This window comes from Candidatus Poriferisocius sp., from assembly GCF_965208475.1.
Classification (GTDB): Bacteria; Actinomycetota; Acidimicrobiia; order Acidimicrobiales; family Bin134; genus Poriferisocius.
In genome coordinates this window covers 1,195,985-1,221,811 of record NZ_OZ242338.1, presented here as the reverse complement: position 1 = coordinate 1,221,811, position 25,827 = coordinate 1,195,985, and the positions used below count along the sequence as shown (strand labels likewise).

Below are 25,827 nucleotides of genomic sequence, written 5' to 3'. Positions count from 1 at the left end.
AGCCGAACGGCCTCGACTCATCCCGCCAGAGTCGAGGCCGTTCCTCTTGGCACGAAGCATTAGGGAAGCGATATGAGAAGCTATGGCCGAACGCCCGACCAGCTGCGGCCCATCAGCTTTGAGCGGGACTTCACCGAGATGGCCGACGGTTCGGTGCTGGTCTCGTTCGGCCGTACCCGAGTCTTGTGTACTGCGTCGGTGGACTCGTCTGTACCCCGTTGGATGAGGGGCCGCGGAAAAGGCTGGGTCACCGCGGAATACTCCATGCTTCCGGGATCGTCCCCCGAGCGGGTCAACCGAGAGGCGGCTCGGGGCCGGCAGTCTGGTCGGACCCAAGAGATCCAACGGCTCATCGGGCGCTCGCTCCGCTCGGTGACCGATGCCGCCAAGCTCGGCGAGCGCCAAGTGGTCTGCGACTGCGACGTGCTGCAAGCCGACGGCGGCACTCGCACCGCGGCCATCAGCGGCGCCTACATTGCGCTGCACGACGCCTTCACCCGGCTCATGGCCGCCGGTCAGGTCGAGGACCATCCGATGATCGAGGCCTGCGCCGCGGTGTCGGTGGGGGTCATCGACGGTGTTCCGTCGCTCGACCTGCCCTATGAAGAGGATGTGGCCGCCGAAGTGGATATGAACGTGGTCATGACCGAATCAGGCCGGTTCGTGGAGGTGCAGGGCACTGCCGAGGGCCGGCCGTTCCATCGAGACCACCTTGACGCGCTGTTGGACCTGGCCAGCTCGGGGATCAGCCAGATCATCAGCCTTCAGAACCGGCTGCTGGACTCCCCGCCCGCTTCGCGTTGAGCCTTTCCCCGGATTCCCGGCCGAAGCTGGTTGCCGCCACCGCCAATCCCCACAAGCTGGCCGAGATCGAGGCCATCTTGGGCGCCGCGGTGGAATTGCTCCCCCGGCCCGACGACCTAGGCGAGGTGGTGGAGGACGGCGACAGTTTGGCGGCCAACGCCCGGCTGAAGGCCGAGGCGGTATCCGCCCACGCCGGCCAGGCCGCGGTGGCCGACGACACCGGCCTGGAAGTGGCCGCTTTGGGGGGCGCGCCGGGGGTGCGGTCGGCCCGTTACGCCGGAGAGCGCGCCGACGATGCCGACAACGTCGCTCGGCTGCTGGCCGAGATGAAGGGGGCGACCGAGCGGTCGGCCCGCTTCCGCACCGTGGCGGTGGTGGTTTTTCCCGACGGCGCCGAGGCGCAGGCCGAAGGGGTGATCGCCGGCACCATCGCCGAGGCCCCCCGGGGAGACCAGGGTTTCGGCTACGACCCGGTGTTCGTTCCCGACGGGGCAGACGGGCGGACGTTTGCCGAGATGTCGGCCCACGAGAAGAACGCCATCTCGCACCGAGGCCGGGCATTTCAGGCTTTGGCCGCTGAGTTGGGCTTGTAGCCTGGTTGCGCCGCGCCAGTGGCGGAATTCGGCAGACGCGCAGGGTTTAGGTCCCTGTGGGCGCAAGCCCGTGTGGGTTCAAATCCCACCTGGCGCACTTTTTTACCGTTGGCCGGTGCTCGTCTTGGGCGACCGGGTGGCCGAGGGAGCGCGACAGCCCGGTACGATTGGCGCCATGACCAACCCCGCCTTGTTCGAGCCTGGCAGTCCCGAGCGCGGCGCGTTCGAGATCTACAACCGGCTGTTGAAGAACCGCATCGTGTTCCTGGGAACCGCCGTGGACGATGACATCGCCAATTACATCACCGCCCAGCTTCTATACCTGGAAGGCGAGGATCCCGAGAAGGACATCTGGCTGTATATCAACTCGCCCGGCGGGTCGGTCACCTCGGGTATGGCCATTTACGACACCATGCAGTTCATCGCCCCCGACGTGGGAACCATCTGCATGGGCTTGGGCGCCTCGATGGGCCAGTTTCTGCTGTGTGCCGGGGCGCCCGGCAAGCGCTACGCCCTGCCCCATGCCCGGATCATGATGCATCAGCCCTCGGGCGGTGTTCGGGGCCAGGCCACCGACATCGCCATTCAGGCCGAGCAGCACGCCTACGTCAAGACTCTGCTGGCTGAGCGCATTGCCACCCACACCGGCCAAACGATCGAGCAGGTGGAGGCCGATTCCGACCGCGACCGCTGGTTCACCGCGGAAGAGGCCAAGCAATACGGCATCATCGACCACGTCATAGTCAAGCGCGGGGAGATGCTCTGATCCGGTCGGAGTCGAAGACGATGGACGGAGTCTCGGGGTTGAGCTCCAAGCCGCAGTGGTCGGCGGCGAACCGGGCCAACTCGGTGGCGGCCTCGGCATAGGCGGACATCTCGGCATCCATCCTCTGTAAGGAATCCTGGCCGGACACTTCGGAGTCGCTGAAGGCGGCCAGAACCAGGCTCACGGTGTCGTTCACCACCGCAAGCGACGGCTTGATTTCCAATGGGGCGGCCCGATGCAGGCGGTCGAGCTCCTCGGCGGCCACCTCGGCGGCATCGGGGTCGCTCGGGGTTAGCGACGCCAGGGCGCCCTCGGGCGCGGCGGCGGCGCTGAGCTTCTCGCAGAACGCGGACAGTTCGATCTGGTCCCCGCCTCCGCACGCCGCGCCGGCCAACAACAATGCGGCAATCGCGGGCAACAGCACCGCCCCAATCGGCAGCCGGCGGCGGGCCACAGGCATGCTCAGCGGGCGGTGGCCGCTTCTCGCAACTCGCTGATGGCGCGATTGAACCCCAATTCGTGGGTGAACACCGCGCTGCCGGCCACGAAAACATCGGCACCGGCACCGGCCGCGGCGGCGATGGTGGTCGGGCCGATGCCGCCGTCCACCTCTACCTCCGCCTGATGTCCGCCCTTGTCGATCATCGCCCTCACCTCGGCCACCTTGGACTCCATTGCCGTGATATAAGACTGGCCTCCCCAGCCGGGGTTGACGGTCATCACCAGCACCAGCCGGCACAGGTCGAGGACATGGGCCACCGCCGAGGCCGGGGTGGCCGGGTTGAGAGCCACTCCGGCCTCCATGCCCAGCTCTCGAATGGCCCCCAGGGTGCGGTGCAGGTGGGGGCAGGCTTCGGCGTGGACGGTGAGCAGTTCGCAGCCGGCCTCGGCGTAGCGGGGGGCCAGCTCGTGGGGCTCCTCGACCATCAGGTGGGCCTCGAACGGCAGCGACACCAAGGGCCGCACCGAGGCGATCACATCGGGGCCCAAGGTGAGGTTGGGAACGAAGCGCCCGTCCATCACATCCCAGTGGATCCGGTCGGCGCCGGCTTTCTCCAAACCGATGCATTCCTCGCCCAAGCGGGCGAAGTCGGCGGGCAGAACCGAGGGCGCGATCAAGACCTCTGGCAAGGGTTCAGGGGCCATGTCCCGACCCTACCCGGTGGCGGCGCGCGAAAAGCGCACCTTTCCCTCGGGGCGGGGTGGGCAGTTCAGCGCAGCATGCCGCCGTCTACGAACACCGGTCGACCGCTCATGAACGACGAGGCGTCACTGGCCAGGAACACCGCGGCGCCCACAAGGTCTTCGGGCGCGCCGAGGCGGCCGAAGATGGTGTCGGTGGCCACCTCTCGCTCGAAGCTGGCCCGGGCCTCAGGATCCCGGGGCAGGATCATGTCGGTGGCCACCGGGCCGGGGACCAGCAGGTTCACCCGCACCCCTCGGCTGGCCCATTCCCGGGCCATGGTGGTGGTCCAGTTGGCCATGGCCGCCTTGACCGCGCAGTACGCGCCGATGCCCTCCATGGGCTGAAAGGCGCCCAGCGCGCCGATGTTGATGATCGACCCGCCACTGTCGGCGGCCAGGTGCTCGAGCGCGGCCTGCGACAAGAACAGCGGCCCTTTGAGGTTCACGGCCAAGATGTCGTCCAACTCCTCGGGGGTGACCCGGGTGGTGAGATGCGGGCGCAGCACTCCTGCGTTGTTGACCAGCACATCGAGGCGGCCGAAGCGCTCCATAGCGGCATCCAGCAGCGGCTGATGCTGGTATAGCCGGCCGACGTCGAGCTCGGCGGCCATGGCCTCTCCGCCTGACGCGGTGATCTGGTCGGCCAGGGCCTGGCAGGCCTCCAGCGTGCGACTGGCGGCCACCACCTTGGCCCCGGCCTCGGCCAGCCCCAGGGCCAGGGCCTGGCCGATTCCCCGGGAGGCCCCGGTAACGATGGCTACCCGCCCGGTCAGGTCGAACTTGTCCGTCATCGCGTCAATCCTGCTCCTGGGCGGCCAGCCAATTCTCCAGGCTGGCGTCCTCCCAGTCGTCGGGGCCGTAAACCGTGCGGGGGAGGGGGGTCATCAGGTGGGTGTCGCCGCCGGTGACGTATTCAGCCGAGCGTCGCTCCCACGCGGTGATCCGATCGTCGGCGGTGCCCTCATCGCACAGGCCGCGGGTGGTGTCCCGGTTCTGGCGGAGGGTGACGTGGGAGGCGATGTCGGTGGCCCACACCATCACCACCTCGTGCTGGTTGTTGAGCACCTCATACAGCCCAGTGGGACGGTGGCCGTAGTCGGCCATGAGGGGCACACGTTCCTGGGCCACCGCGGCCAAGAACTCCAGCGGTGCGCCAGGGTGCACGGTGATGATCTCGTTCACGAACAGGGTGCCGGTGATGCCGGCCTCGGCGATCTCGGTGGTGGTGGGGCTGCCCGGCACGCCCCCGCACAACCGGTCGAAACCGCCGGAGCGCCACTGGGCGGCCTCGTCCCACCAGTCGCCGTAGAACGCCTTTCGCCGCTTCAAGTTGAGCCGGTCGAGGTTCTTGGCCAGGCCTTTCCAGCCCTCCGATCCGATGTCCCAGATGTTGATCACCTGGGGCCAACGCCCCCCGCCCGCGCCCAGGATGTAGAACGCGCCCTGGAGCCCGAACATCTCCGGCATGCGCAGCACCGGGTCTTGCCACAGGTGTTCCATGTAGTCGTACTGGCCCTGTCCGATGATGTCGACCACCTCGTAGAGGTACAGGTCTCGGTTCATGCTGGGGTTCCCAGACGGTTGGAGTTCGTATGGCGCGGCTGCATCATCCGCCGACGTTACCGGCGTAGGCTGCGAGCGTGCGGCGCGAGACCCAGGTGAAGCTCATTCGGGAGCTCTTGGACCACAACGCCGCCGGCACCACCCAGCTGGCCGACGACATGCTGGTGCTGCCTGCTGAGGTCTATGTCAGCGAGCATCACTGGCAGGCCGAGCGGGAGGCCCTGTTCCGCCGCCGCCCGGTGGTGGCCTGCCTGGCGGGAGCGGTGGCGTCTGCGGGTGATTTTGTGTCGCTCACCGCTGGCGGAGTGCCGCTGGTGGTGGTGCGGGGCGACGACGGGGTGCTGCGGGGATTCCGCAACGTGTGTCGCCACCGGGCGTCTTCGGTGGTGAGCGGGTGCGGGACGGGGGCATCGTCGCTTCGCTGCCCGTTCCATGCCTGGACCTATCGTCTCGACGGCTCGCTGCTGGCCCGTCCCCAGGCGGGAGAGGGGTTCGCCGAGACCGACGAGTCGGAGCTTGGCCTGGTGCCGGCGCCGGTGGGGGAGGCCAGCGGGCTGGTGTTCGTGCGGCCTGAGGGCGGCGATCCGGTCAATGCCGCCGAACTCGTTGGCGATGCCGCCCAAGACCTCGGCGATTTCGGAGTGGGCCAATACGTCCCGTTCGACCGGTGGGAGTCGAGTTGGCCCTGCAACTGGAAGCTGCTGGTGGACACGTTCTTGGAGTCGTACCACGTGTTCTCGCTGCACCGCTCCACGGTGGGCCGCTACTACCTGTCCCAGCCCATGACCTACCAGGGGTACGGCCCCAATCTGCGGTTCCAGACCTGCCAGAAGTCGGTCTTGGAACTGGCCGAGGTGCCGGAAGACGAGTGGGATCTGCTCAGCCGGGCCACCGTGGAGTATCTGATCGCCCCCAACACCATCTTGAGCCACAGCGTGGATCACTTCGCGGTGTATCAATTTCTGCCCACCGCCGTCGACCGCACCGACGTAACCATGACCCTCTACACCCCCGAGCCGCCCACCGACCGCACCCAACGCCACTACGAGCGCACCCTGGAACTGCATCAAGAAGTGGGCGCCGATGAGGACTTTCCCCAAGCCGTCAAGATCCAGCAGTCCCTCGACTCGGGCTTGGTCGATGAAACCCTGGTCGGCCGCCACGAAGTAGCCCTAATCCACTTCCACCAAGCGTTGGATGAACTGCTCGAAGGTGGGAACCAACAAGCTGGGGCGGGGTAAAAGCCCTGATTGAAGGGCAGGAGGGGCTTGTGCCCGCTCGCGTCATGCAATAGGGTGCATATGTATGACGATGCTCAGCTTCCGGGTTGCTCCAGAAGAGGCGGCGCGAGCTAGGGAATGTGCAGAATCCATTGGCGTTGCCCTCTCCGAACTGTTCCGCGAAGCGCTGCGCCGCCACATCAACGCCATCTTGGCAGTTCGCGACGCTGAGATTTACGAGAAGATGCCGGTTGCCGAGGAGGACTTGGCGTTTACCAATGTCCAATATTGGCTCCCGGCCGAGGACTGGTCCGACTGGGTGATTGACGATGACGCAGCGGGGTGAGATCTGGTTCGCCCAAACCCCGGGCGGCGACCGCCCAGTGCTCGTGCTCACCCGCGACCCGGTTGCCGCCCGCATCGGCGGTGTGGTCGCCGCTGAGCTAACTCAAACAATCCGGGGTATCGCCTCTGAACTGCCTTTGACCCCTGAGGACGGCGTGCCCGTGGAATGCGTAGTCAGCTTCGACAACATCAACACCCTCCCTCGCAGCGCCTTTCGACGGCGGGTCGCCCAGCTCAGCCCTGCCCGCATGAATGAGGCCTGCCAGGTGCTCAAGGCTGCTACCGGGTGCTAACGGTGGGCGGAGCCCGACTTGATCCACTTCCCCCCAGCGCTGAACAGACGCCTCTGATGCAGAGGGGTGGAAAAGCATCAAAACATATTATTGTTGTGTTGAACCCCTGGGTGCGGTAGGTTGAGGGGCGTGGAAGTAGTGCCACTCAGCGATCTGGCGCCGATTCTGGCCGCAGTGCTCGGACCGATGCTGGCATTCGTGTTGGGGATGATGCGCTATTTGCACAACGACAACAACAAGACCCGCAGTCTCATGTACGAGCTCACCGAGAAGTCCAGCCGGGAGAACCGGGAGCTAATCGAGAAGTCCAGTCGGGAGAACCGGGAGCTAATCGAGCAAGGCCGCGCCGAGAACCGTGACTTCTGCCGGGAGAACCGGGAACTGATCCGGGAGAACCGGGAGCTGATCCGGGAGAACCGGGAGCTGATGGAGAAAAACCACCGGGAGTTGGCTGAGAGCCTAGGAGAGACGCGGGAGCGTCTGGCCCACATTGAGGGCTTTTTGCGACAGTGGCCCTCACCCCCCTACGACGGCAACGCCGAAGCCGCCTGATCGGGCTTCCACAGATCCCACTGGTATGCAATCGGCAAGTCCTACAGCGAGGGCGGCAGGCTGTTGACGATTCGGGTGGTTTCGACGGAGAGGTGGATGAGTCGGCGGAGGTGGCGGATGAGGTTGAAGGGTTCGTCGGCCCAGGTGTGCCATCCGTTGGGGTCGTCGGTGATGCCGGAGGGTTTGTCGTGTTTGTGGCGGAGGCTGTCGATGGCCCAGTCGATGGGGGTGCGGCCCGATACGGTGTAGTGGTGGGCTTCGGCGGGGATGTCGACGAGTTTGCAGCGGTGGTTGATCTCCAGGGTTGAGCGGTCGGTTTTCTTGTCCTCTTTGGCCCAGCGCATCTTCTTGTCGATCCGGTAGGCGGCCGGGTCGGCGTCTCCCTCGTCGGGTTGCCCGTCTACCAGGCAGGTGGCCGGGTGCTCGTCGACAGTCTCGTAGTTGACGTGCAGGTCCATTAGCGCTCGGCCCGCGGCCCGGAACGCCTCGAAGTCGTCGGCCAGTGGGATGCGGGGCAGGTTGCGCTGGAGGTCGTGCTTGTAGCGCTCCCGCCAGTCGGGGGCGTGCATCACCCCGTAGAGGTACTCCCAGATGTCGTCTTTGGTGATGTGGTTGCCGTAGCGCTTGTGGAACTGCTCGAGGCACCAGTCGGTGATGTTGTCGGTGTCATCGGGGTCTTGGGGCACATCCAGGTCGAGGGTGAGCGGGCCGGGGGATTGGCTCAAGTCGAGTCCGAGGGGCTCGTTCATGTCTGCCCACCTAGGTGGGTCTGGCGGGGAATGGCGCGCCCGGCGGGATCCACGGCGTGAAGGTCGGCCAGGAGGGCGACGGCCAGCGCGGCGAACCGGGTGCGGTTGGAAGGGCTGCTCAACAGGATGGCCTCTGGTTGGGCATGGCCCGGGTTTGCTGGCCTGGCCCCATCAGGTGCAGGTCGGGCAGGGTCTGTGAGGCCAGCACCCCGAAGATCGCCATGTTCGACGGCCCGGCCATCATGATCGCCTCCGTCGGGGGACGGCTCGGGTGGGCTGGTTGGTTCCGTTGGCGCTGAGATCGGGGATGGTGTCGGTGGCGAGAGCCGAGAAGATTGCCCGGTTGTTCGGAGCGGCGAGGCAAACTCTCTCTCTCTCTCTCTCTCTCTCTCGGGAACATTGCGGAGACAGTTTTCACGCTGGAGAGGATGCGGTGGTCTTCGTAGAGCCAGAGTTTGGTGAAGGGGCGGTATAGAACTTCGCGGATGCGGGACTCGTCGAAGACCATATTCTCGTTTTTCTTCAGGGATTGGCGGAGCGTGCCGGTCCACTTGATGAGCGACAGGTTTTCGTTCTGGGTGCATTCATCGACTGTGAAATCGGCGGCGAGGTACTCGGCGGCGTCGTTGTAGGCGTCGATCAGGTTTTGAACTCGCTCTTCGAGTGCTTCCCGGGAGAACGAGTACACGTAAACATCTAAATTGGTAGCGAGACCGAGACCATGGACTCCAACCGCAGAGTCGTCTCTAGCGGCTCGGCCGCCGAGTGAGCACACCGGCATCAAGTCGTTGAAGCTGCCGTCGGTGAGGTTGATCCAGTCGTGGGCCTGGATGACGGGTACGGTCTCGAATTCGCTGCTGGTAGCGTCTCCCAAGCTTGCCAGCCATTCGAATTTCTGTTTCAGGGTGGAGCGCTCGGAGACTTCGGCGTAGTGCAGAGTGGCGGGCCGGTCAAGTGGCTTGGCCGGGTTGCGTACCAGCACTGTGATCTGCACGCCGTTGCGCGACCCTGTTCCTTTTCGGACTTCTGACTTCTCGCGGATTTCGATGCCGAAAATCACCTGTCCCTCTCTTGCGCGCTCTTCGTCGGATTTCATGGCGTCGCCCCGCAGGTTGACCACGTAGATGTCGGTGAACTCGTCTCGGAGGGCGGCTCTCATGCCGGCGAGGGAAGTGGCGTTGGACAGGGAGTTGGGGTGGACGAAGGCGATCACGCCGGGCTGGGGGCCGGCGCTGTCGAGGTTGCCAAGCCGGTCGGAGGCCCAGCGGATGGCTTGTACGTAGAGATTGCCGGCCGACTTGCCCGCCCCTCGTCCCGTAATCTCTCGGTGGCGTTTTCCGTAGGTGGTCCGCACTCGTTCTTCCAGGGCTGGGTAGTCGATGTTGGGGTTGTCGTCGCCGGCGGATTTTTGGCCAGCGGACCAGGGAGGGTTGGCGAGGATTACTTGGATGGGGAGTTCGCTTTGCTGCTGGGCGCGGGCGCTGTTGTAGCGGATGGGGCCGGTGCCGGGTAGGCGGCTGTGGTCGTTGGCGGCCAGGGTGTCGTTGAGCACGATGCCGGTGAACGGCTCGTAGTGGCCGGTGCGCTCCCGGTAGCCCTCCTCGATCTTGATGGCGGCCAGGTAGTAGGCCAGAAGCACCACCTCGTTGGCGTGGATCTCATGGAGTGAGCCTTCGCCGGGAACCAGCGGGTGGTGCGTGTTGGTGAACTTGCGCTCAAGGTCTTCGTCTCGTATCAGGTAGTCGCCGTTGCCGTCCTTGATAGTGAGCAGGCGGTTGATGAAGGTGCCGGTGCCGGTGAAGGGGTCGAGGATGTGGACGCCCTCGTCGGTGAGGCCCCGCCCGAACTCCTGGCGGAGCACGGCGTCGGCGGAGCGCAAGATGAAATCCACCAACTCTACGGGGGTGTAGACGATGCCGAGGCGCTGCACCGCGTCGGGCATGGCCTCTTTGAAGAAGGTCTCGTACACCTCCAGCATCACTTTGATGCGGGTGTCGCCATCGACCGCGCCGGCCAGGCGGTTCTCCACGCTTTGGTAGAAGCGGTCGAGGTCTCTGGTCTCGTCTCGCAGGCGCACCTCTTGGGCTTTGAACTCGTCGAGCAGCTCATTTAGGGCTTTGGAGATGGGGTTGCGGTCGGCGAAGCCGCTCTCGGAGAACAAGGCGTCGAACACCGGGATGGTCACCACATGCTGGGCCAGCATCACCACCAGCGACTCTTCGGTTATGTGCTCGCCGATGGTGGCCCTCATCGCCTCGGTGAACTGGCTGAACGCGTCGGCCAGGATCGGATCGTCGCGGCGGGCTTGGCGGATGTGGGCGGCGATGGTGGCGGTGACCCGGGCTACCTCTTGTCCCCAACGGCTCCAGTACTGGCGGTCGCCGCACTTCTCCACCAGCTTGGAGGCCACAGCGTGCTCGAACGGCAGCCGGCCCTGGACAGTCGCGCTCACCCGGCAGCGGTCGTCGCATTCCTGGCCGCCGTCGCATCCGGCTTGGCCGCAGTCTGGGCACACGCCTGCGCCGGGCAGGATTGTCACAGGAAGACGGCCGGTGAGGTCTGCTGTGTTGATGGCCACGTCTAGCCGGTCGTCGTGGGAGCGGAGCGCCTTCAGCACGCTCCACACCTGTTTGAAGTCGGAGCCCGACAGCACGGCGTCGTCGGCCAAGTTCGATCCCGACGGCACCACTACCGGCAGCACCACATAGCCGGTCTGTTTGTCGGGAGAGCGGCGCATGACCCGGCCCACGGCCTGAACCACGTCGATCTGCGAGCGCTTGGGCTCGACGAACAAAACCGCGTCGAGGGCGGGAACGTCCACCCCCTCAGTGAGGCACTTGGCGTTGGTCACAATCCGGCAGCCGCCGCCGACATCTCCCTGCTGGAGCCAGGAGATCACGTTGGCCCGCTCCAGGGCATTCTTAGCCCCATCGGTGTGGCGCACCTCGCAGGCCAGCAGCTCCACGCTCACCTTGTGAGAAGGGGAGATCAGGTCGGCCACCGGCCCCCAGTACTGCTCCACCTGCTGCGAATTGCGGATGGTGTTGGTAAAGGCGATGGCCCGGCGAGCCGCTTCTTCGGGGTTGACCTGTCCGGTGATGCGGCCCTCGGGTGTGCGGGTGGTGGGATCGGCCAGTGCGTCCCAGCAGCCGGTCAGCTTCACCGCCTCATCCACCTTGATCCGCTTGCCGCTCCCGCTGACCTCGAGGTCGTCGAAGCCCTCAAGCACCGGGTCTTCGGCCACCGCGATCACCAGAACCTTGTAATCGGTGAGGTGGCCGCCTTCCACCGCGTCGCCGAACCTCAGGCGGTAGAACTCGGGGCCATAAACCGCCTCGTCGTCCATCGAGTACACGTCGAAGTCTTTGGCGTGGCCCGCGGCTTTGGCCTTGGCCTGGTCGGTGTACAGGCGGGGGGTGGCCGTCATGTAGAGCCTCTTGTCGGCCAGCACCTCGTCCTCATCATGGACCAGTGTGAACGCGCTGGCGTTGGCGGCTTCTTGGATGCCGGTGGTGCGGTGGGCCTCGTCGCACAACACCAGATCGAACGCCGGAGCCCCGTCGGCCTGTGCCTGGGCCACCAACTCCAGCGACTGGTAGGTGCAGAACACCGCGGACATCGCCTCTTTGTCTTCGATTGACAACTTCTCGGCAATCTGACCAGGGTCGGTGGTCACCGGCATGGCCAACTCGGCCATGTCGGCGTCCTCGTCGTTGCGGCCTGCCCGGGTGTCTGAGCAGATGCCGATGTAGCGGTGGGCGATTTCGGGATCGCGCTGGCGGGCCCACTCCCGCATGGTCTGGCCCATCAAGGCGATAGACGGCACCAAATAAAGCACCCGCCCGCCCCGCCCGGCCACCTCCTCGGCGATCCACAGCGCCACCACCGACTTGCCGGTACCGCACGGCAAAACCAGCTTGCCCCGGTCGCGGCTGTTGAACCCGGCGACAACTTTGGCCACCGCGTCGGCCTGGTACGGAAACGGCTGATGGAGGGTAGGGGCGAAAGCCAGCGTTTCGGGGGCATCGAGGAACTCCGACCAATCAGTGGGCCAGTCTTCAATGTCGGCGCCGTAGAGCACCTCGCAGCGAGGCGATGTTTTCGAAACCATCGTTTGAGCAGGGGCGGTCAGCGAAGAGGTGACCACCAAAATCCGCCGGGAGAACACCTCGGCGCTCGACGCGGAGATGAAGGAGTCGATAGCCGCCTTGTCGATGGCCCCGGTTTCGTGGAACTTGGTTTGGATGGCGCAAAGCCCTCCGCCCGAGGCTTCGGTTTGCTCGGCCACCAGATCGATGCCCACATCCTGGCGGTATCCGTGAGCCTCCCGGTCGGGCCATTCCATCCACCGCCACACGTTGTTGAATCGGCTTGGCCCGTACTCGCCCGGATGCCGCAGAAAGGAGTACTGCATCAGCCGCTCGAACACCCGGCCCCGCTCCTGTGCCGTGGTGTACCGCCCCCGCAACTCCTCGAACAGGCCCCGGCCTAACCCGTCACTGTCTCCAGACTGAACCTGCGGGGGGGGGGGGGGGGGGGTCATCGCGGGGTCACACTACCCAAGCACGGATGGCACTGCCGAGACGAATACTGACGGCGTGCCGGGGAGGAATTCGCTCCCATCGAGGCGAGAAGAATGTGGGCCATATTAGATATGTTCAAGCACAATCTAAGCTATAACAAGGAATAATTATTGAAGTCCATATATTCAGACAGTTGTTGTCACTGGGGTCGGTATACTTGCATGTATGGAGTTTATGTCCTGTGATCAGGGGACACGAACGGTTGAGGTGTCATCTCAGGTGGCTTGGCCGGAGGCGGTGGATGTCGGTGTTTTGTCGTTGTCGGGGTTGCGGGCGCAGTTGGGGTTGATCAAGAAAGCCGAGGCTCGCTTGGCGGCGATGAAGACGGCTGCGCTGGCCGAGTACGCCAGCCGGGGTGGTGAGGGGTTGGCCCGTCGTGTGGTGTTGGATGAGCTTCAGGCTTCCAAGCAGCAGGCTCGCCGGGAGGTGGAGACGGCCTCTCAGCTCTCCCGGGTTCCCGAGACGCTCGACGCTTTGGGTGCCGGGGAGATTCCCGTGTCCCATGCCAAGCAGATCGCCAAGGCAGCCTCCCGGGGGCCGGTCGATGAGGCGGTGCTGGTGGAGGCGGCCCGCCGCGAGGATTTCGGCACCTTTTCCCGGACTTTGCGCGACCACCAGCACCAACAATCCGACGATGGTGGGAAGTCGCTGTTCGAGAAGCAGCGGGAGCGGCGGTCGGTCAGCTTCTTCAAGTCGCCCGACGACGGCATGTTCATCCTTAACGGCCGCTTCGACCCGTTGGCGGGTAACAAGATCGAGGCCGCGCTGGCCGCCGAAGAGCGCCGACTGCGCAACGATGATAAGACAGGCTTCGACCAGCGGCTCGCCGACGCGCTCGAGAGCCTGATCTGCGCCGATGCCGGCGACAGCAAGCCTCAGGGAACCACGCTGGTGTTGACCGCACAGTGGGACATGGTCAACAGCCAGATTGCTGATGTGCGCCTGCCCGACGGCGACCTGCTGCCCATGTCTGAGGCGCTGCGGCTGGCCTGCAACGCCGACATTCTGCCCTGCGTGTTCAACACCAAGAATCAGGAACTCTGGGTGGGACGCAAACACCGGCTGGCTACCGAGGCGCAGCGGGCCGCTCTCATCGTTCGAGACAGGCACTGCATCGGATGCGGTCGAGCAGCAGTATGGTGCGAGGCCCATCACATCGAAGAGTGGTTCAAGGGCGGCCGCACCGACATCGACAACCTCGTGCTGGTATGCACAACCTGCCACCACAACATCCACGACGACGGCTGGCAAGTACACCGGAGAGACAACGGCGCCTACGAACTCAGACCCCCGCCCAAACCCTACGCCCACCTGCGGCCTTGGCAATCCAAATCCGACACGCACTCTCAGGAGGCCGACCCATTCCCCGAAACAGGAACCAGCACTGGACACCCGGCCAACCGCCAACCGGTGCTACTCAGCTGACCACGGCGCCTACCGGCGCACGACCGCAGCAGCCTGCACGACCGCCAACCCGTACTCCTGACCTTGGAGAAAATCGACCGGCTGCCGGTGAGAATGGGGATCTAATGGGGTTATGGGGAAATGGCGAATCGTTAGGTAGGGCTGGCCGCTAACCGAATTGCTCGGATTGCCAGGCGAGGGCGGCTTTGAAGCCTTTGGTGCGGATTATGCGGCCGAATTCTTGGGCGGCGGGGGACTGGTGGGCGATTACATTGTGCTCGCGGGCCAGCTCCTGGGCCATGGTTCGGCCCATCAGCTCGATGACCTTGTTGCAGATGGCCTTGTTGGCGGCGGAGATGTCGGCGGGAACGGTGGCCACGCGGCGGGCCAGCGCATGGGTGTAATCGGCCAGCTCGCCGGTGGGCACGGCCTCCAGCACGAAACCGGCCCGGGCCGCGGTGGTGCCGTCGATCATGTCGCCGGTCAGCAGCAGACGCTTGGCCCACTGGGGTCCGGCCAGGTACGTCCACATGTGGGTGGAGGGCGAGGCCATGGATCGCGCGATGGGGTAGCCGAATTTGGCGTCCTCTGAGCAGACCGTCATGTCGGCGTGAAAGGCGATGTCGGTTCCTACCGCCAGGCAATAGCCGTGGACTGAGGCAATTGTCGGGGTTCGCAGTCGCCACATTTCCTCGAACCTGCGGAATGGCTCCACCAGGGCGAGTTCCTGCTCGAAGGAGCGGGAGTCGTAGTCCAAGTCGATCTCGGCGGGGTCGAGGTCTATGCCTGAACAGAAAGACCCACCCGCTCCCTGAATCACGATGGCGCCGATGTCGGGGGCGGCATCGGCGTCGGCCAGGGCATCGAAGAACTGGCCGAGCTGGGCCATGGTCAGGGCGTTGCGCCGCTCGGGGCGGTTCAAGGTGATGTAGCGCACTCGCTCCCGGTCCTCGGCAAGGATGGCGATCCCGGTTGTTGGGGTTTCCGACATAGGGCTGAAGGTAGCGCGTCCGCCAAGGTCTAGAGACTGCTGTCCAAGCAGGCACTGCCAAGAGACCGGCGGTAGCCTGGTTTTGTGGACGAGCTTGGTTACATCCCCTTCGACTGCGACAACCACTACTACGAGGCAGTGGACGCCTTCACCCGCCATGTGGACCCGGCCATGCAGCCCCGTTGCGTGCAGTGGGCCGAGGTGAACGGCCGCCGCTACCACCTGGTGGGCGGCAAGATCAGCCACGCGGTGGTGAACCCCACCTGGGATCCCATCGCCATGCCCGGCGCCATGCACGACTACTTCCGGGGCAACCCCGAGGGCCGAAATCCCGCGGAGATGCTGAGCAAGCGGGAGCCGCTGCCCCGCTACTACGTGGACGACCGCGACGCCCGGGTGGACAAGGTGGCCGAGCAGGGGCTCCAGTCGGTGTGGCTGTTCCCCACCTTGGGCGTGCTCTACGAGGAGCTCATCAGAGAGGACATCGAGGCGGTGTGCGCCCTGTTCGGTGGGTTCAACCGATGGCTGGACGAGCAGTGGGGCTTCGCCTACCGCGACACCATCTACGCCGCCCCCTACATTGCCCTGGGCGATGTGGACTGGGCCTGCCGAGAGTTGGAGTGGGCTTTGGCCAAGGGGGCCCGCACCATCGTGATGCGCCCGGCCGCAGTGTGGACCTCAGAGGGGTTCAAGTCGCCGGGCGACGAGCACTTCGACCCGTTCTGGGCCCGGGTCAACGAGGCCGGCATCTGCGCGGTGGTCCACGCCGGAGACAGCGGCTACACCACCCAGGGCTATGACGTGGACGGCTTCGCCTCAGCCGGAATGGCCAAGCAGCGCAAGTTCAAGCCCAGCATCAAGGCCTACAACATCGAGCGGGCCGCCTACGACTACCTGATAACCCTGTCGCTGGAGAAGCTCTTCGAGCGGTTCACCAACCTGCGGGTGGCCTCGGTGGAGAACGGGTCGCAGTTTTTGAGCGACATGTTCCGCAAGCTGGGCCAGGCGGCCAAGAAGAACATCGGGTGGTTCAAGGAGGACCCGTCCGAGCTGTTCCGCCAACACGTGTGGATCAATCCCTTCTGGGAGGACGACGTGGCCGAGGTGGTCCACTACATGGGGCCCGACCGGGTGATCTTCGGCAGCGACTGGCCCCACATCGAGGGCATGCCCCAGCCGTTGGACTATCTGGTGGAGCTCAAGGACAAAGGCTTCGACGACGCCACCAAAAAGAAGATCCTCCTTGACAACGTCACCGAGCTGAACCAGCTCCAACCCGCCTGACGCCCCTCGGCGCCAGCCCGGGTATCTCAGGCCGCACTGGCTAACCGGTGGGGTCGAAGTGGGGCTGGTCGAGGTTGTAGCGGACGACAGCGTCCTTGGCCACGGCGGCATCGAGGTCGCCCTCGGCGGCCAGGGAGCTCAACACCGCGGAGGCCACACTGCGGGCGTCGGTCTCGAAGAAGCCGCGCAGCGACTCTCGGGTGTCGGAGCGGCCGAAGCCGTCGGCCCCCAGCGGTGTGAAGCGGCGGGGGATCCACCGGGCGATCTGGTCGGGCACCATGGTCATGTAGTCGGTGACCGCCACCACCGGGCCCCGGCCTCCGGCCAGCCGCCGGGTGACCATCGGCACCCGGGGTTCCTCGTCGGGGTGCAGACGGTTCCACCGCTCCACAGCCAGCGCCTCTTCGCGGGCCGCCTTGAAAGAGGGGGCGCTGAGCAGGTCGACCCCGATCCCGTAGCGCTCGGCCAACTCGGCCTGGGCGTCTCTGGCGGCCTGGTGGGCAGTGCCCGAGAAGATGATCGAAGCCTGTTGCTCGGTGTCGTCGAGCGCGTGGTTCCACTGGTAAAGGCCCGACAGGATGTGCTCGTCGCTGATGAAATCGGCTCGGCGGGGTTGGCGGTAGTTCTCGTTGTAGATGGTTATGTAATAGAAGACGTCCTCGCCTCCGCCGTTGCCGTACATCTGGTGCAGCCCCGACCGCACAATGGCCCCCAGTTCGTAGGCGAACGCCGGGTCATAGGCGCAGCAGGCCGGCACGGTGGATGCCAGCAGGTGGCTGTGCCCGTCCTGGTGCTGCAACCCCTCGCCCATCAACGTGGTGCGCCCCGCGGTGGCGCCCATCAAAAAGCCCCGGGCCCGGGAGTCGGCGGCCGACCAGATCAGGTCGCCCACCCGCTGGAAGCCGAACATGGAATAGAAGGAGTAGAACGGCACCATCGGCACGCCCATGGTGGCGTAGCTGGTGGCCGCCGCCGTCCACGAGGCTAAAGACCCCGCCTCGGTGATGCCCTCCTCCAGTAGCTGGCCGTCTTGCCCCTCGGCGTAGGACAACAGCAGATCATGGTCTACCGGCTCGTATAGCTGGCCCTCGGAGGCATAGATCTTGAACTCCCGGAACAGCGAGTCCATGCCGAAGGTGCGAGCCTCGTCGGGGACGATGGGCACCACCCGGGACCCGAAGTCCTCGTCTCGCATCATGTTGCGCAGCATCTGGGTGAACACCATGGTGGTGGACACCTCGCGGCCGTCAGACCCCTCGTCGTAGTCGGTGAACAGCTTGTCGTCGGGTAGCTTGACGGGCCGGCGGATGTTCACCACCCGGGTGGGCAGCGGCCCGTCGAGCTCGCGGCGGCGGGCCATCAGGTACTGGTATTCGGGCGAGTCGGGCGAGGGCTTGTAGTACGGGGGGTTGGCGTCGTCTTGGAGGGCCTCAGCGGGAACCTCCTCCTCCAGGTGGAGCCGGGAGCGCAGATCCATGAGCTGGGCGGTGGTCATCTTCTTGATCTGGTGGGTGGCGTTGCGGGCCTCAAGTCCCTCGCCCAGGGTCCAGCCCTTGATGGTCTTGGCCAAGATCACCGTGGGCCGGTCGGCAGCCTCGATGGCGGCCTTGTAGGCGGCGTGGAGCTTCAGATAGTCGTGGCCGCCGCGGGGCAGCTCTTCGAGCTCCCGGTCGCTCAGGTGGGCCACCATCTTGCGCAGTCGGGGATCGGGTCCGAAGAAGTTCTCCCGGATGTAGGCGCCGGTCTCGGTGGCGTAGCGCTGGTACTCGCCGTCGACGGTGGTCATCATCTTCTCCAGCAGCACGCCGTCGACATCGGCGGCCAGCAGCTCGTCCCACCGCGAGCCCCAGATCACCTTGATCACGTTCCAGCCCGAGCCCCGGAAGTTGCCCTCCAACTCCTGGATGATCTTGCCGTTGCCCCGCACCGGGCCGTCGAGGCGCTGGAGGTTGCAGTTCACCACCCAGATGAGGTTGTCCAGCTTGGCCCGGCCGGCCAGCGAGATCGACCCCAGGGTCTCGGGCTCGTCGCACTCGCCGTCGCCCACGAAGCACCACACCTTCGACTCGCTGGTGTCCTCGATATGGCGGTCGTGCAGGTAGCGGTAGAACCGGGCGTGGTAGATGGAGTTGATCGCCCCCAGGCCCATCGACACCGTGGGGTATTCCCAGAAGTCGGGCATGAGCCGGGGATGGGGGTAGCTGGACAGCCCGTTGCCTCCGATCTCCATCCGGAAGTTGTCAAGCTGCTCCTCGCTCAGGCGGCCCTCCAGGTAGGCCCGGGCGTAAATGCCCGGCGCAGCATGGCCCTGGATGTAGACGGCATCGCCGGGAAGCCCGTCCTCTTTGCCCCGGAAGAAGTGGTTGAACCCCACCTCATAGAGGGAGGCCGATGAGGCGAAGGTGGAGAGGTGGCCGCCGATGCCGTCGGCCCGCTTGTTGGCCTTGACCACCATCACCGCCGCGTTCCATCGGATGAATGCCCGGATCCGGCGCTCTATGTACTCATCGCCGGGGAAGAACGGCTGGTCGGCGGTGGGGATGGTATTCACATACGGCGTCTGCACCGTGACGGAGAGGCCCATGCCCAGCTCGTCGGCCCGGTCGAGGAGCTGGCGCAGCAGGTATCGGCCTCGCTGGCCTCCAGAGGAGCTGACCACTGCGTCGAGGCTGTCCAGCCACTCCCGAGTCTCGTCCGGATCAGTGTCGGGCAGTTGGTGGGAAAAAGTCGCGGCCACGGCACCATGCTTTCAACTCAGGGCCAATCGTGCCAGCATGAGAAGGTGACTGAGCACAATCGATCCACAGTGGTCTATACCGATGGGGCCTGTAGGGGCAACCCAGGTCCGGGGGGGTGGGGCTGGGTGGTGCCCGGCGGACCGTCCGGGTCGGGTGGGGCGCCCCAGACCACCAACAATCGAATGGAGCTGATGGGGGTGCTGGAGGCGCTGAGGGCGCTGGAAGGACCTCTGGAGGTGTACTGCGACTCCACCTATGTGGTCAACTGCTTTCGGGACCGCTGGTGGGAGGGGTGGATCCGCCGGGGTTGGCGGACCAGCGAAAAGAAGGCGGTGGCCAACCAAGACTTGTGGGCCCAGATCATCGAGCAGGTTCAAGCCCGTTCTATTGCCTTTCACTGGGTGAAGGGCCACTCTGGCGACCAGTGGAACGACGAGGCTGACCGCCTGGCCACCGAAGCGGCCGACAACCAGGACGTGATCGAAGAGCAGTCGCTGTTCTGAGATTGAGGACTCAAGGCGAGAATCTCTCAACGAGGTTGTCCAGAGTGGCGGCGATGCTGGCCTTGAGGCGTTTGGGGGTGTGTACGATCATGACGAGCTGGCGCAGTCGGGTCCTGCTGTAATCCGCGTTCCCGAGCCGTCTATTTCAGGATGGCGGGACGGATCGGCCAGCAGGGCCAAGATCTCTCCAGGGGGCGCGGGAACCACTCGGCTGCCACTGATCAATCGAGCCCTCATGACAGGGCTTCCTCCAAGACAGGTTGCAGGTCGGGGAAGCGAAACTGGAAGCCCGCGTCGGCCAAAGCTGTGGGATGGGCCCGGGTGCTGGAAAAAAGGAGTCCGTCGGCCAATTCCTTGCCCAGCAGCAATCGGGGGCCGAAACGGGGGACGGGCAGGGCCGCGGGGCGGCGCAGCACTGAGGCCAGCGCCCGGGTGAACTCCCGGTTGGTGGCTGGGTTGGGGGAGCAGAGGTTGACTGGGCCGGCGATGTCAGCCTCCAGCAGGAAGGCCAGGGCCCGCACCTCGTCCTCCAACGCGATCCATGGCCACCATTGCCGGCCATCGCCCAGCGGGCCGCCCAATCCCAGCTTGAACAGGGGCAGCATTCGGGTGAGGAAAGAGGCATTGTCGGACACCACCAGCCCGGTGCGGGCCAGGGCCACCCGGATGCCGGCGCTGGAGGCCGAATTGGCGGCCGCCTCCCAGTCTGCGGTCAGAGTGGCCAGAAACCCGGTGCCGGGCCCCGATTGCTCGTCGAGCACATCGTCGCCGCGGTCGCCGTAGAAGCCGACCGCAGAGCCGGCCACCAGCGCCGAGGGCGGGTCGTCGGCCGCGGCCATGGCCTCCACCAGCAACTCGGTGGCGTCCACCCGGCTGAGGCGCAGCTCCCGCTTGCGGCGCTGGCTCCAGCGGCGTTCGCCGATTCCCGCTCCGGCCAGGTTGACCACCGCGTTGACCCCGTCGAAGGCATCGTCGTCGATATCGCCGGTGGCCGGGTTCCAATACCGGGCATCTTCGCCCCGAGCCGTGCTATCGCGAACCAGCCGGATCACCTGATGCCCGGCAGACCCGAGATGGCTGACCAGCGCGGTTCCGATCAGCCCCGACGCTCCGGCAATGGCAATTCTCATGTGGCCCAGTGTAGGGGCGCACCGAAGGCATCAGGCCCGAACGCGTCAGAGGCGGCCTCACAGTCGCTGTGGCGGATCGGTGGCGGGTAGCGTGGGGCCATGTCCGAGTCCGAGCACAGGCAGCCGTTCGATCACCAGGGCACAGAGGAGCCCGGGCCGAAGTCCCGGTCGTTCGTCGAAGTGCTCCGGCAGATCAATGCCCGGATGGTGCTGGGCGCGCTGGCCGGCGTGGCGCTGATTGTGTTCATTGCCCAGAACACCGATGAGATTCGGGTCAACTTCTTGGGATGGGACTGGGATGTGCCGCTGTTCCTGCTGCTGTTGATCACCATTGCATTGAGCGTGGTGTGCTCGGAGATCATTGGCTGGTACATGGGCCGCCGGCGGCGCCGCGACCGCTGAGCGGGTTGTGAGCACTCGGCGCCTGATACTCCTGGCCCTCCTGTGCGGAGCGGCCATCTTGGTGGCATTCGCCGTTCAAGCCGTGCTCATCCTGCGCTGAGCTCGCAGCAGGGGCCGGCCCGACGGGACGCCTCGTTGGATTGCCGTTCGAGCCGCGTTCATCCTGGGGAGTCAACCCGCCTATAGGCTGAGGGCCATGAGCAGCAGCCATGACGTGGTGGTGGTGGGCGGTGGGCCCGGCGGCTATGCCGCCGCGTTGTACGGCGCCGCCGCCGGTCTCGACATCGCCCTGGTGGAAAAGCAGAAGCTGGGCGGGACCTGTCTGCATGTGGGCTGCATCCCGGCCAAAGAGCTGTTGGAGACGGCAGCGGTGTACCGCACCGTGGCCCACGCCGATCAGTTCGGCATCTCCGCAGGCCCCCCGACGGTGGACATGGGGGCGGCCCAAACCCGCAAGCAGAAGATCGTGGATCAGCTCCACAAGGGGGTGGGCAGCCTGTTGGAGGGCCGCAAGGTCACGGTGTTGGACGGATGGGGGGCGATCGGGCCCGACCGGTCGGTGTCGATATCGGGCGGAGAGTCGGAGGCCGCGACGGTGACTGCCGATCACGTGATCCTGGCCACCGGGTCGGTGCCCCGCAGCCTGCCCGGGTTCGAAGTGGACGGCGAACGGGTGATGACCAGCGACGAGCTGCTGTCGGTTTCCGAGCTGCCCGGTCGGGCGGCGGTCATCGGCGGCGGGGCCATCGGGTTGGAGTTCGCCTCGCTGCTGGCTGATCTGGGGTCGGAGGTGACGGTGCTGGAGGCGCTGCCCCGGATTCTGATGGGCGCCGACGACGACGTGGTGAAGATGCTGACCCGGGCGTTCAAGAAGCGGAAGATCCAAGTGCGGACCGGAGTGGCGGTGAGCGGCTGTCGCAACACCGGCAGCAGCGTGGAACTGGAGATAGACGGCGGCGACCCCCTGGAGGTGGACGCGGTGGTGGTGTGCGTGGGCCGCCGCCCCTTTACCGACGGATTGGGACTGGACGCCGCCGGGGTGGAGGTGGACGAAGGGGGCTACGTGTCGGTCGACCAATTCTGTAGAACCTCCCTTGCGGGGGTGTACGCGGTGGGCGATGTGGTTCGCACCCCGCAGCTAGCCCACGTGGCGTTCGCCGAGGCCATCATGGCGGTGAAGCACTTGCTGGGGGAGTCGCCGGCCCCGGTCGACTACGCCAACGTGCCGTGGGCCATCTACTGCCACCCCGAGGTGGCCTTCGTGGGCCACACCGAGGCGTCGGCCAAAGAAGCCGGTTTCGACGTGGTTGCCTCGGCGCACCGGTTCATCGGCAACGGGCGGGCCATGATCGTGGGGGAGACCGATGGGCTGGTAAAGGTGATCGCCGAACGCTCCGATGATGGGCCTGCCGGGCGCATTCTCGGGGTCCACATGGTGGGCCCGTGGGTGACCGAGCAGCTCGGCCAGGGTTATCTGGCGGTGAATTGGGAGGCCACTGTGCCGGAAGTCGCCGAATTCGTTCAGCCCCACCCCACCATGAGCGAGCTGTTCGGCGAATCAGTGCTGTCGCTCACTGGTCGGGCCCTGCACTGAGGCCAATGCAGGCTGAGGGGCGACGGCAAGAGGCGACAACGCGGGCTGAGCAACCATGGCGACAATGAACGAGGAGGATTGATGTCTGAGGTCAAGATGCCGCAGCTAGGTGAAACCGTGATGGAGGGGACCATCACCCAGTGGTTCAAGCAGGTGGGCGACGAGGTGGCTGAAGACGAGCCGCTCTTCGAGGTGTCCACCGACAAAGTGGATTCCGAGGTTCCTTCCCCCATCTCCGGAGTGCTGGTGGAGATCGTGGCCGCAGAGGGCGACACGGTGGAGGTTGGCGAGGTAATCGCCATCCTGAGCGAGGACGGGGCTGTCGTCGAGCCCGCCCCTGCGCCCGCGCCCGCGCCGGTTGAGCCGGCGGCAGAGCCTCAGCCCGCCCCTGCTCCCGACCCTGCCCTCGAATCTGCGCCCGGTGCCCCAGCCGCCTCAGAGGGCATCGTCTTGTCGCCGGTGGTGCGCCGGCTCATCTCGGAGCACGGACTCGACCCTGCCCAGATCACCGGCACCGGCAATGGCGGGCGCATTACCCGCTCCGATGTGGAGGCCTTCATCGCTCAGAGCCGCTCGGCCGGCGGCCAGGCTGCTCCGCCGACTCCCGCTGCTCGGCCTGCTCCGCCCGCGCCGCCTGGCCCGCCACCCACAGCCGGGCGAGACACGATCGTCCCGTTGAGCAACATCCGCCGCATCACCGGAGAGCACATGGTGCGGTCCAAGTCGGTGTCGCCCCACGTGCTTACCGCGGTGGAGGTCGACTTCGAAGGGGTGGAGCAGGTGCGCCGGGCCCACCGGGAGGCGTTCAAAGCCGACCGCGGCTTCAGCCTGACCTATCTGCCGTTCATCGCCCGGGCGGTGTGCGATGCCCTCCACTCCTATCCCCACATCAACGCCACGGTGGGCGAGGGCGAGTTGGTGGTTCACAACTACATCAATCTGGCCATCGCGGTGGACCTCGACTTCCAAGGGCTCCTGGCGCCGGTGGTGGTCGATGCCGACCGCAAGCGGCTGGTGCCGATCGCCGAGGAGGTGGCCGACCTGTCGCGGCGGGCTCGGGCCAAGAAGCTGAACGCCGATGAGATCTCCGGGGGCACGTTCACCATCACCAACCCCGGCCAGTGGGGCACGATGATGCAGTTCCCGATCATCAACCAGCCCCAGGTGGCCATCTTGTCCACCGACGGCATCCGCCGCCGCCCCGTGGTCGTAACCTCCGAGGACGGTGGCGAGGCCATCGCCATCCACTCGGTGGGAGTGCTGGCCCTGGCCTGGGACCATCGGGCCTTCGACGGGGCCTACGTGGCCGCGTTCTTGGACCATGTGCGGTCGATCATCGAGACCCGCGACTGGCACGCCGAGATGCCGTGAGCATGAAATGAGCCTTCGCGTCCGATGGCTGGGGCGGGTGCCGTACCGGGACGCCCACGCCTGCCAGGAGGCCATGTTCGAGCGCAGCGGCAACTACCTGCTGCTGCTGGAGCATCCCCATGTGTTCACCCTGGGTTTGCGGGGCGACGAGGCCAACATCCTGGTGGATCCGGCCGAGGTGGGCGCCGAGGTGGTGTACACCAACCGGGGCGGCGACGTCACCTACCACGGCCCCGGCCAGCTCGTGGGCTATTCGGTGATGACCGTGCCCGGCAAGCGGGGCGGAGGCATGGCCGACACGGTGGCCTACGTCCGCTCGGTGGAGCAGTTGGTGATCGACGCATTGGGCGACCTGGGCCTGCCCGGCTGCGGTCGGCTGAGCGACTACCCCGGAGTGTGGGTGGACCCCGACGGCGAGAACCCCCGCAAGATCGCGGCCATAGGGGTGCGCCTAAACCGCACTCGGACGATGCATGGTTTCGCGCTGAACGTGGACTGCGACTTGGAGTGGTTTGGCCGCATCGTGCCCTGCGGGATCCCCGACAAGGCAGTCACCTCCCTGACGGCCGAGGGGCGCAGAGCCACCATGCAGGACGTGGTGGACGCGGTGGCCGCCCGGGCCGCCGACCGCTGGGGCGCCGGAGGAGCGGACCGGGCCGACGTGGCTTGGCGCCGGCGGCCAGAGGAGCTGAGCCCGTTCAGCCGAGGTCTGGGACCGGGCGAGGTGCCCGGTCGACCAGTTCGCCTTCAATCTCGCATGGACGAGGCGGGGCTGACCGATGGGCTGGCCATCAACGGGCGCAAGCCCGAGTGGATGCGGGTGCCGTTGCGAACCGGCCCCGAGTTCCGAAGGCTGCGGTCGGTGCTGCACAGCCGGGACTTGGTGACGGTGTGCGAGGAGGCCGGCTGCCCCAACATCTACGAATGCTGGAATGAGGGCACGGCCACATTCATGATCAACGGCGAGCGCTGCACCCGGGCCTGCGGGTTCTGCCTGGTGGACACTCGGCGCCCCGAACCCCTAGACCCGGCTGAGCCCGAGCGAGTGGCCGACGCGGTGGAGGCTATGGGGTTGGATTACGCGGTGATCACCGCAGTGGCCCGCGACGACCTGCCCGACGGGGGCGCCGCTGGGTTCGCGGCGGCGGCGGCGGCCATTCGCCAGCGCAGCCCTGATGTGCGAGTCGAGGTACTCATTCCCGACTGCAAGGGGGATCCCGAGGCGCTGGCCGTGATATTCGGCGCTGAGCCCGACGTGTTGAACCACAACATCGAGACGGTGGCCCGGCTCCAGCGGGTGGTGCGACCGTCGGCAGGCTATGCCCGCAGCCTCGCCGTGCTGGCCCGGGCCAAGGCCGCAGGGCTCACCACCAAGTCGTCGATCATCGTCGGCATGGGGGAGACCGACGACGAGGTGGCCCAGACCATGGCCGATCTTGCCGCGGTGGGCGCCGACATCGTGACCGTGGGCCAGTATCTACGGCCCACCACCCATCACCTGCCAGTGGCCCGATGGGTGCCGCCCGACCAATTTGAGCAATTCCAGGCCATCGGCCAGTCGCTGGGCATCGCCCACGTGGAGGCCAGCCCCCTGACCCGCAGCTCCCACCACGCCCAACACGCCCACGCCCAGGCTGTGTCGGCTTCAGTCGGAGTAGGAGTGGGCGCCGGGGCTGTGGGGCCTTCAGTCGGTGCAGGAGCGGGCACTCAGGCTGCGTCGGCTTCAGTCGGAGTTGGAGTGGGCACCGGGGGATAGT

The 25,827-nt window shown here is 66.0% G+C and carries 24 protein-coding genes and 1 tRNA gene; 15 read left to right on the top strand and 10 right to left on the bottom strand.

The window, feature by feature from the left end:
* Window positions 1-72 precede the first annotated feature (72 nt).
* The 4 genes from rph (at window position 73) to ACOGXA_RS05710 (ending at window position 2,163) form a co-directional block, all read left to right on the top strand.
* Window positions 73-804, top strand: coding sequence for a ribonuclease PH (gene rph / locus ACOGXA_RS05725; RefSeq protein WP_419926313.1), 732 nt, complete (start codon window positions 73-75; stop codon window positions 802-804).
* On the top strand, window positions 801-1,397 hold the full coding sequence (gene rdgB / locus ACOGXA_RS05720) for an RdgB/HAM1 family non-canonical purine NTP pyrophosphatase (protein WP_419926312.1): 597 nt from the start codon (window positions 801-803) through the stop codon (window positions 1,395-1,397). Before rph ends, rdgB begins: the two co-directional genes overlap by 4 nt.
* Window positions 1,398-1,409: 12 nt before the next feature.
* A tRNA-Leu gene (locus ACOGXA_RS05715) sits at window positions 1,410-1,494 on the top strand.
* A 78-nt stretch (window positions 1,495-1,572) separates the two neighbouring features.
* The gene (locus ACOGXA_RS05710; protein WP_419926311.1) at window positions 1,573-2,163 is read left to right on the top strand and encodes an ATP-dependent Clp protease proteolytic subunit; all 591 of its coding nucleotides are present in this window, start codon (window positions 1,573-1,575) and stop codon (window positions 2,161-2,163) included.
* Here the strand turns inward: ACOGXA_RS05710 and ACOGXA_RS05705 are convergent.
* From ACOGXA_RS05705 to ACOGXA_RS05690, 4 genes are all read right to left on the bottom strand, one after another.
* Entirely contained in the window at window positions 2,141-2,623 is a 483-nt protein-coding gene (locus ACOGXA_RS05705; protein WP_419926310.1) for a hypothetical protein, read from the bottom strand. The two genes, ACOGXA_RS05710 and ACOGXA_RS05705, sit on opposite strands and share 23 nt — an antisense overlap.
* 2 nt (window positions 2,624-2,625) lie before the next feature.
* Window positions 2,626-3,309 (bottom strand): ribulose-phosphate 3-epimerase, encoded by a 684-nt coding sequence (gene rpe, locus ACOGXA_RS05700; RefSeq protein ID WP_419926309.1) that lies wholly within the window; start codon window positions 3,307-3,309, stop codon window positions 2,626-2,628.
* Window positions 3,310-3,374: 65 nt separating this feature from the next.
* Window positions 3,375-4,139: an SDR family NAD(P)-dependent oxidoreductase gene (locus tag ACOGXA_RS05695; RefSeq protein WP_419926308.1), complete on the bottom strand. Its 765-nt coding sequence runs from the start codon at window positions 4,137-4,139 to the stop codon at window positions 3,375-3,377.
* 4 nt (window positions 4,140-4,143) lie between these two features.
* Window positions 4,144-4,911, bottom strand: a complete 768-nt coding sequence (locus tag ACOGXA_RS05690) for a hypothetical protein (protein WP_419926307.1) — start codon at window positions 4,909-4,911, stop codon at window positions 4,144-4,146.
* Between the two features lie 77 nt (window positions 4,912-4,988).
* On the opposite strand from ACOGXA_RS05690, the gene ACOGXA_RS05685 reads away from it, so the two are divergent.
* The 4 genes from ACOGXA_RS05685 to ACOGXA_RS05670 all read left to right on the top strand — a co-directional run bounded on the left by ACOGXA_RS05685 (window position 4,989) and on the right by ACOGXA_RS05670 (window position 7,321).
* Complete coding sequence (locus ACOGXA_RS05685; protein ID WP_419926306.1) at window positions 4,989-6,152, top strand: aromatic ring-hydroxylating oxygenase subunit alpha; 1,164 nt, start codon at window positions 4,989-4,991, stop codon at window positions 6,150-6,152.
* Between the two features lie 64 nt (window positions 6,153-6,216).
* Window positions 6,217-6,477 (top strand): antitoxin, encoded by a 261-nt coding sequence (locus ACOGXA_RS05680; protein ID WP_419926305.1) that lies wholly within the window; start codon window positions 6,217-6,219, stop codon window positions 6,475-6,477.
* Window positions 6,461-6,769 (top strand): type II toxin-antitoxin system PemK/MazF family toxin, encoded by a 309-nt coding sequence (locus tag ACOGXA_RS05675; RefSeq protein WP_419926304.1) that lies wholly within the window; start codon window positions 6,461-6,463, stop codon window positions 6,767-6,769. Before ACOGXA_RS05680 ends, ACOGXA_RS05675 begins: the two co-directional genes overlap by 17 nt.
* Window positions 6,770-6,898: 129 nt before the next feature.
* Window positions 6,899-7,321, top strand: coding sequence for a hypothetical protein (locus ACOGXA_RS05670; RefSeq protein ID WP_419926303.1), 423 nt, complete (start codon window positions 6,899-6,901; stop codon window positions 7,319-7,321).
* 41 nt (window positions 7,322-7,362) lie between these two features.
* Here ACOGXA_RS05670 and ACOGXA_RS05665 read toward each other — a convergent pair whose 3' ends face one another.
* Genes ACOGXA_RS05665 through ACOGXA_RS05655 form a run of 3 tightly spaced genes read right to left on the bottom strand, consistent with a single transcriptional unit; the run spans window position 7,363 to window position 12,613 of the window.
* Window positions 7,363-8,070: a type ISP restriction/modification enzyme gene (locus ACOGXA_RS05665; RefSeq protein WP_419926302.1), complete on the bottom strand. Its 708-nt coding sequence runs from the start codon at window positions 8,068-8,070 to the stop codon at window positions 7,363-7,365.
* Window positions 8,067-8,192, bottom strand: coding sequence for a hypothetical protein (locus ACOGXA_RS05660; protein WP_419926301.1), 126 nt, complete (start codon window positions 8,190-8,192; stop codon window positions 8,067-8,069). The genes ACOGXA_RS05665 and ACOGXA_RS05660 overlap by 4 nt, the downstream gene beginning before the upstream one ends.
* Window positions 8,189-12,613, bottom strand: a complete 4,425-nt coding sequence (locus tag ACOGXA_RS05655; RefSeq protein ID WP_419926300.1) for a type ISP restriction/modification enzyme — start codon at window positions 12,611-12,613, stop codon at window positions 8,189-8,191. The genes ACOGXA_RS05660 and ACOGXA_RS05655 overlap by 4 nt, the downstream gene beginning before the upstream one ends.
* Before the next feature lie 205 nt (window positions 12,614-12,818).
* Between ACOGXA_RS05655 and ACOGXA_RS05650 the strand changes: the two genes are divergently transcribed.
* Window positions 12,819-14,078 carry a DUF222 domain-containing protein gene (locus ACOGXA_RS05650; RefSeq protein ID WP_419926299.1) on the top strand — a complete coding sequence of 420 codons (1,260 nt, stop codon included), beginning with the start codon at window positions 12,819-12,821 and terminating at the stop codon, window positions 14,076-14,078.
* A gap of 148 nt (window positions 14,079-14,226) precedes the next feature.
* Here ACOGXA_RS05650 and ACOGXA_RS05645 read toward each other — a convergent pair whose 3' ends face one another.
* Window positions 14,227-15,048: an enoyl-CoA hydratase-related protein gene (locus tag ACOGXA_RS05645; protein ID WP_419926298.1), complete on the bottom strand. Its 822-nt coding sequence runs from the start codon at window positions 15,046-15,048 to the stop codon at window positions 14,227-14,229.
* An 84-nt stretch (window positions 15,049-15,132) separates the two neighbouring features.
* On the opposite strand from ACOGXA_RS05645, the gene ACOGXA_RS05640 reads away from it, so the two are divergent.
* Window positions 15,133-16,332, top strand: coding sequence for an amidohydrolase family protein (locus ACOGXA_RS05640; protein WP_419926297.1), 1,200 nt, complete (start codon window positions 15,133-15,135; stop codon window positions 16,330-16,332).
* A gap of 40 nt (window positions 16,333-16,372) precedes the next feature.
* Here ACOGXA_RS05640 and aceE read toward each other — a convergent pair whose 3' ends face one another.
* Window positions 16,373-19,069 (bottom strand): pyruvate dehydrogenase (acetyl-transferring), homodimeric type, encoded by a 2,697-nt coding sequence (gene aceE / locus ACOGXA_RS05635; RefSeq protein ID WP_419926296.1) that lies wholly within the window; start codon window positions 19,067-19,069, stop codon window positions 16,373-16,375.
* A 45-nt stretch (window positions 19,070-19,114) separates the two neighbouring features.
* On the opposite strand from aceE, the gene ACOGXA_RS05630 reads away from it, so the two are divergent.
* Window positions 19,115-19,573: a ribonuclease H family protein gene (locus ACOGXA_RS05630; RefSeq protein WP_419926295.1), complete on the top strand. Its 459-nt coding sequence runs from the start codon at window positions 19,115-19,117 to the stop codon at window positions 19,571-19,573.
* Window positions 19,574-19,806: 233 nt separating this feature from the next.
* On the opposite strand, the gene ACOGXA_RS05625 is transcribed toward ACOGXA_RS05630, so the two are convergent.
* Window positions 19,807-20,703: a TIGR01777 family oxidoreductase gene (locus ACOGXA_RS05625; protein ID WP_419926294.1), complete on the bottom strand. Its 897-nt coding sequence runs from the start codon at window positions 20,701-20,703 to the stop codon at window positions 19,807-19,809.
* A 99-nt stretch (window positions 20,704-20,802) separates the two neighbouring features.
* Here ACOGXA_RS05625 and ACOGXA_RS05620 point away from each other — a divergent pair, with 99 nt between their 5' ends.
* The 4 genes from ACOGXA_RS05620 (at window position 20,803) to lipA (ending at window position 25,826) form a co-directional block, all read left to right on the top strand.
* On the top strand, window positions 20,803-21,105 hold the full coding sequence (locus ACOGXA_RS05620) for a lipopolysaccharide assembly protein LapA domain-containing protein (RefSeq protein ID WP_419926293.1): 303 nt from the start codon (window positions 20,803-20,805) through the stop codon (window positions 21,103-21,105).
* 196 nt (window positions 21,106-21,301) lie between these two features.
* On the top strand, window positions 21,302-22,699 hold the full coding sequence (lpdA, locus tag ACOGXA_RS05615; RefSeq protein ID WP_419926292.1) for a dihydrolipoyl dehydrogenase: 1,398 nt from the start codon (window positions 21,302-21,304) through the stop codon (window positions 22,697-22,699).
* An 81-nt stretch (window positions 22,700-22,780) separates the two neighbouring features.
* Window positions 22,781-24,070 carry a dihydrolipoamide acetyltransferase family protein gene (locus ACOGXA_RS05610; RefSeq protein ID WP_419926291.1) on the top strand — a complete coding sequence of 430 codons (1,290 nt, stop codon included), beginning with the start codon at window positions 22,781-22,783 and terminating at the stop codon, window positions 24,068-24,070.
* A gap of 7 nt (window positions 24,071-24,077) precedes the next feature.
* Complete coding sequence (lipA, locus tag ACOGXA_RS05605; protein ID WP_419926290.1) at window positions 24,078-25,826, top strand: lipoyl synthase; 1,749 nt, start codon at window positions 24,078-24,080, stop codon at window positions 25,824-25,826.
* The last annotated feature ends 1 nt before the right edge of the window (window position 25,827 follow it).

What these genes read in the sequence shown, in the direction of transcription:
- rph (WP_419926313.1), top strand. Translation starts at nt 73, where the DNA reads ATGAGAAGCTATGGCCGAACGCCCGACCAGCTGCGGCCCATCAGCTTT.
- ACOGXA_RS05710 (WP_419926311.1), top strand. Translation starts at nt 1,573, where the DNA reads ATGACCAACCCCGCCTTGTTCGAGCCTGGCAGTCCCGAGCGCGGCGCG.
- ACOGXA_RS05705 (WP_419926310.1), bottom strand. Translation starts at nt 2,623, where the DNA reads ATGCCTGTGGCCCGCCGCCGGCTGCCGATTGGGGCGGTGCTGTTGCCC.
- rpe (WP_419926309.1), bottom strand. Translation starts at nt 3,309, where the DNA reads ATGGCCCCTGAACCCTTGCCAGAGGTCTTGATCGCGCCCTCGGTTCTG.
- ACOGXA_RS05695 (WP_419926308.1), bottom strand. Translation starts at nt 4,139, where the DNA reads ATGACGGACAAGTTCGACCTGACCGGGCGGGTAGCCATCGTTACCGGG.
- ACOGXA_RS05690 (WP_419926307.1), bottom strand. Translation starts at nt 4,911, where the DNA reads ATGAACCGAGACCTGTACCTCTACGAGGTGGTCGACATCATCGGACAG.
- ACOGXA_RS05680 (WP_419926305.1), top strand. Translation starts at nt 6,217, where the DNA reads ATGACGATGCTCAGCTTCCGGGTTGCTCCAGAAGAGGCGGCGCGAGCT.
- ACOGXA_RS05675 (WP_419926304.1), top strand. Translation starts at nt 6,461, where the DNA reads ATGACGCAGCGGGGTGAGATCTGGTTCGCCCAAACCCCGGGCGGCGAC.
- ACOGXA_RS05665 (WP_419926302.1), bottom strand. Translation starts at nt 8,070, where the DNA reads ATGAACGAGCCCCTCGGACTCGACTTGAGCCAATCCCCCGGCCCGCTC.
- ACOGXA_RS05655 (WP_419926300.1), bottom strand. Translation starts at nt 12,613, where the DNA reads ATGACCCCCCCCCCCCCCCCCCCGCAGGTTCAGTCTGGAGACAGTGAC.
- ACOGXA_RS05650 (WP_419926299.1), top strand. Translation starts at nt 12,819, where the DNA reads ATGGAGTTTATGTCCTGTGATCAGGGGACACGAACGGTTGAGGTGTCA.
- ACOGXA_RS05645 (WP_419926298.1), bottom strand. Translation starts at nt 15,048, where the DNA reads ATGTCGGAAACCCCAACAACCGGGATCGCCATCCTTGCCGAGGACCGG.
- ACOGXA_RS05625 (WP_419926294.1), bottom strand. Translation starts at nt 20,703, where the DNA reads ATGAGAATTGCCATTGCCGGAGCGTCGGGGCTGATCGGAACCGCGCTG.
- ACOGXA_RS05620 (WP_419926293.1), top strand. Translation starts at nt 20,803, where the DNA reads ATGTCCGAGTCCGAGCACAGGCAGCCGTTCGATCACCAGGGCACAGAG.
- lpdA (WP_419926292.1), top strand. Translation starts at nt 21,302, where the DNA reads ATGAGCAGCAGCCATGACGTGGTGGTGGTGGGCGGTGGGCCCGGCGGC.
- ACOGXA_RS05610 (WP_419926291.1), top strand. Translation starts at nt 22,781, where the DNA reads ATGTCTGAGGTCAAGATGCCGCAGCTAGGTGAAACCGTGATGGAGGGG.
- lipA (WP_419926290.1), top strand. Translation starts at nt 24,078, where the DNA reads ATGAGCCTTCGCGTCCGATGGCTGGGGCGGGTGCCGTACCGGGACGCC.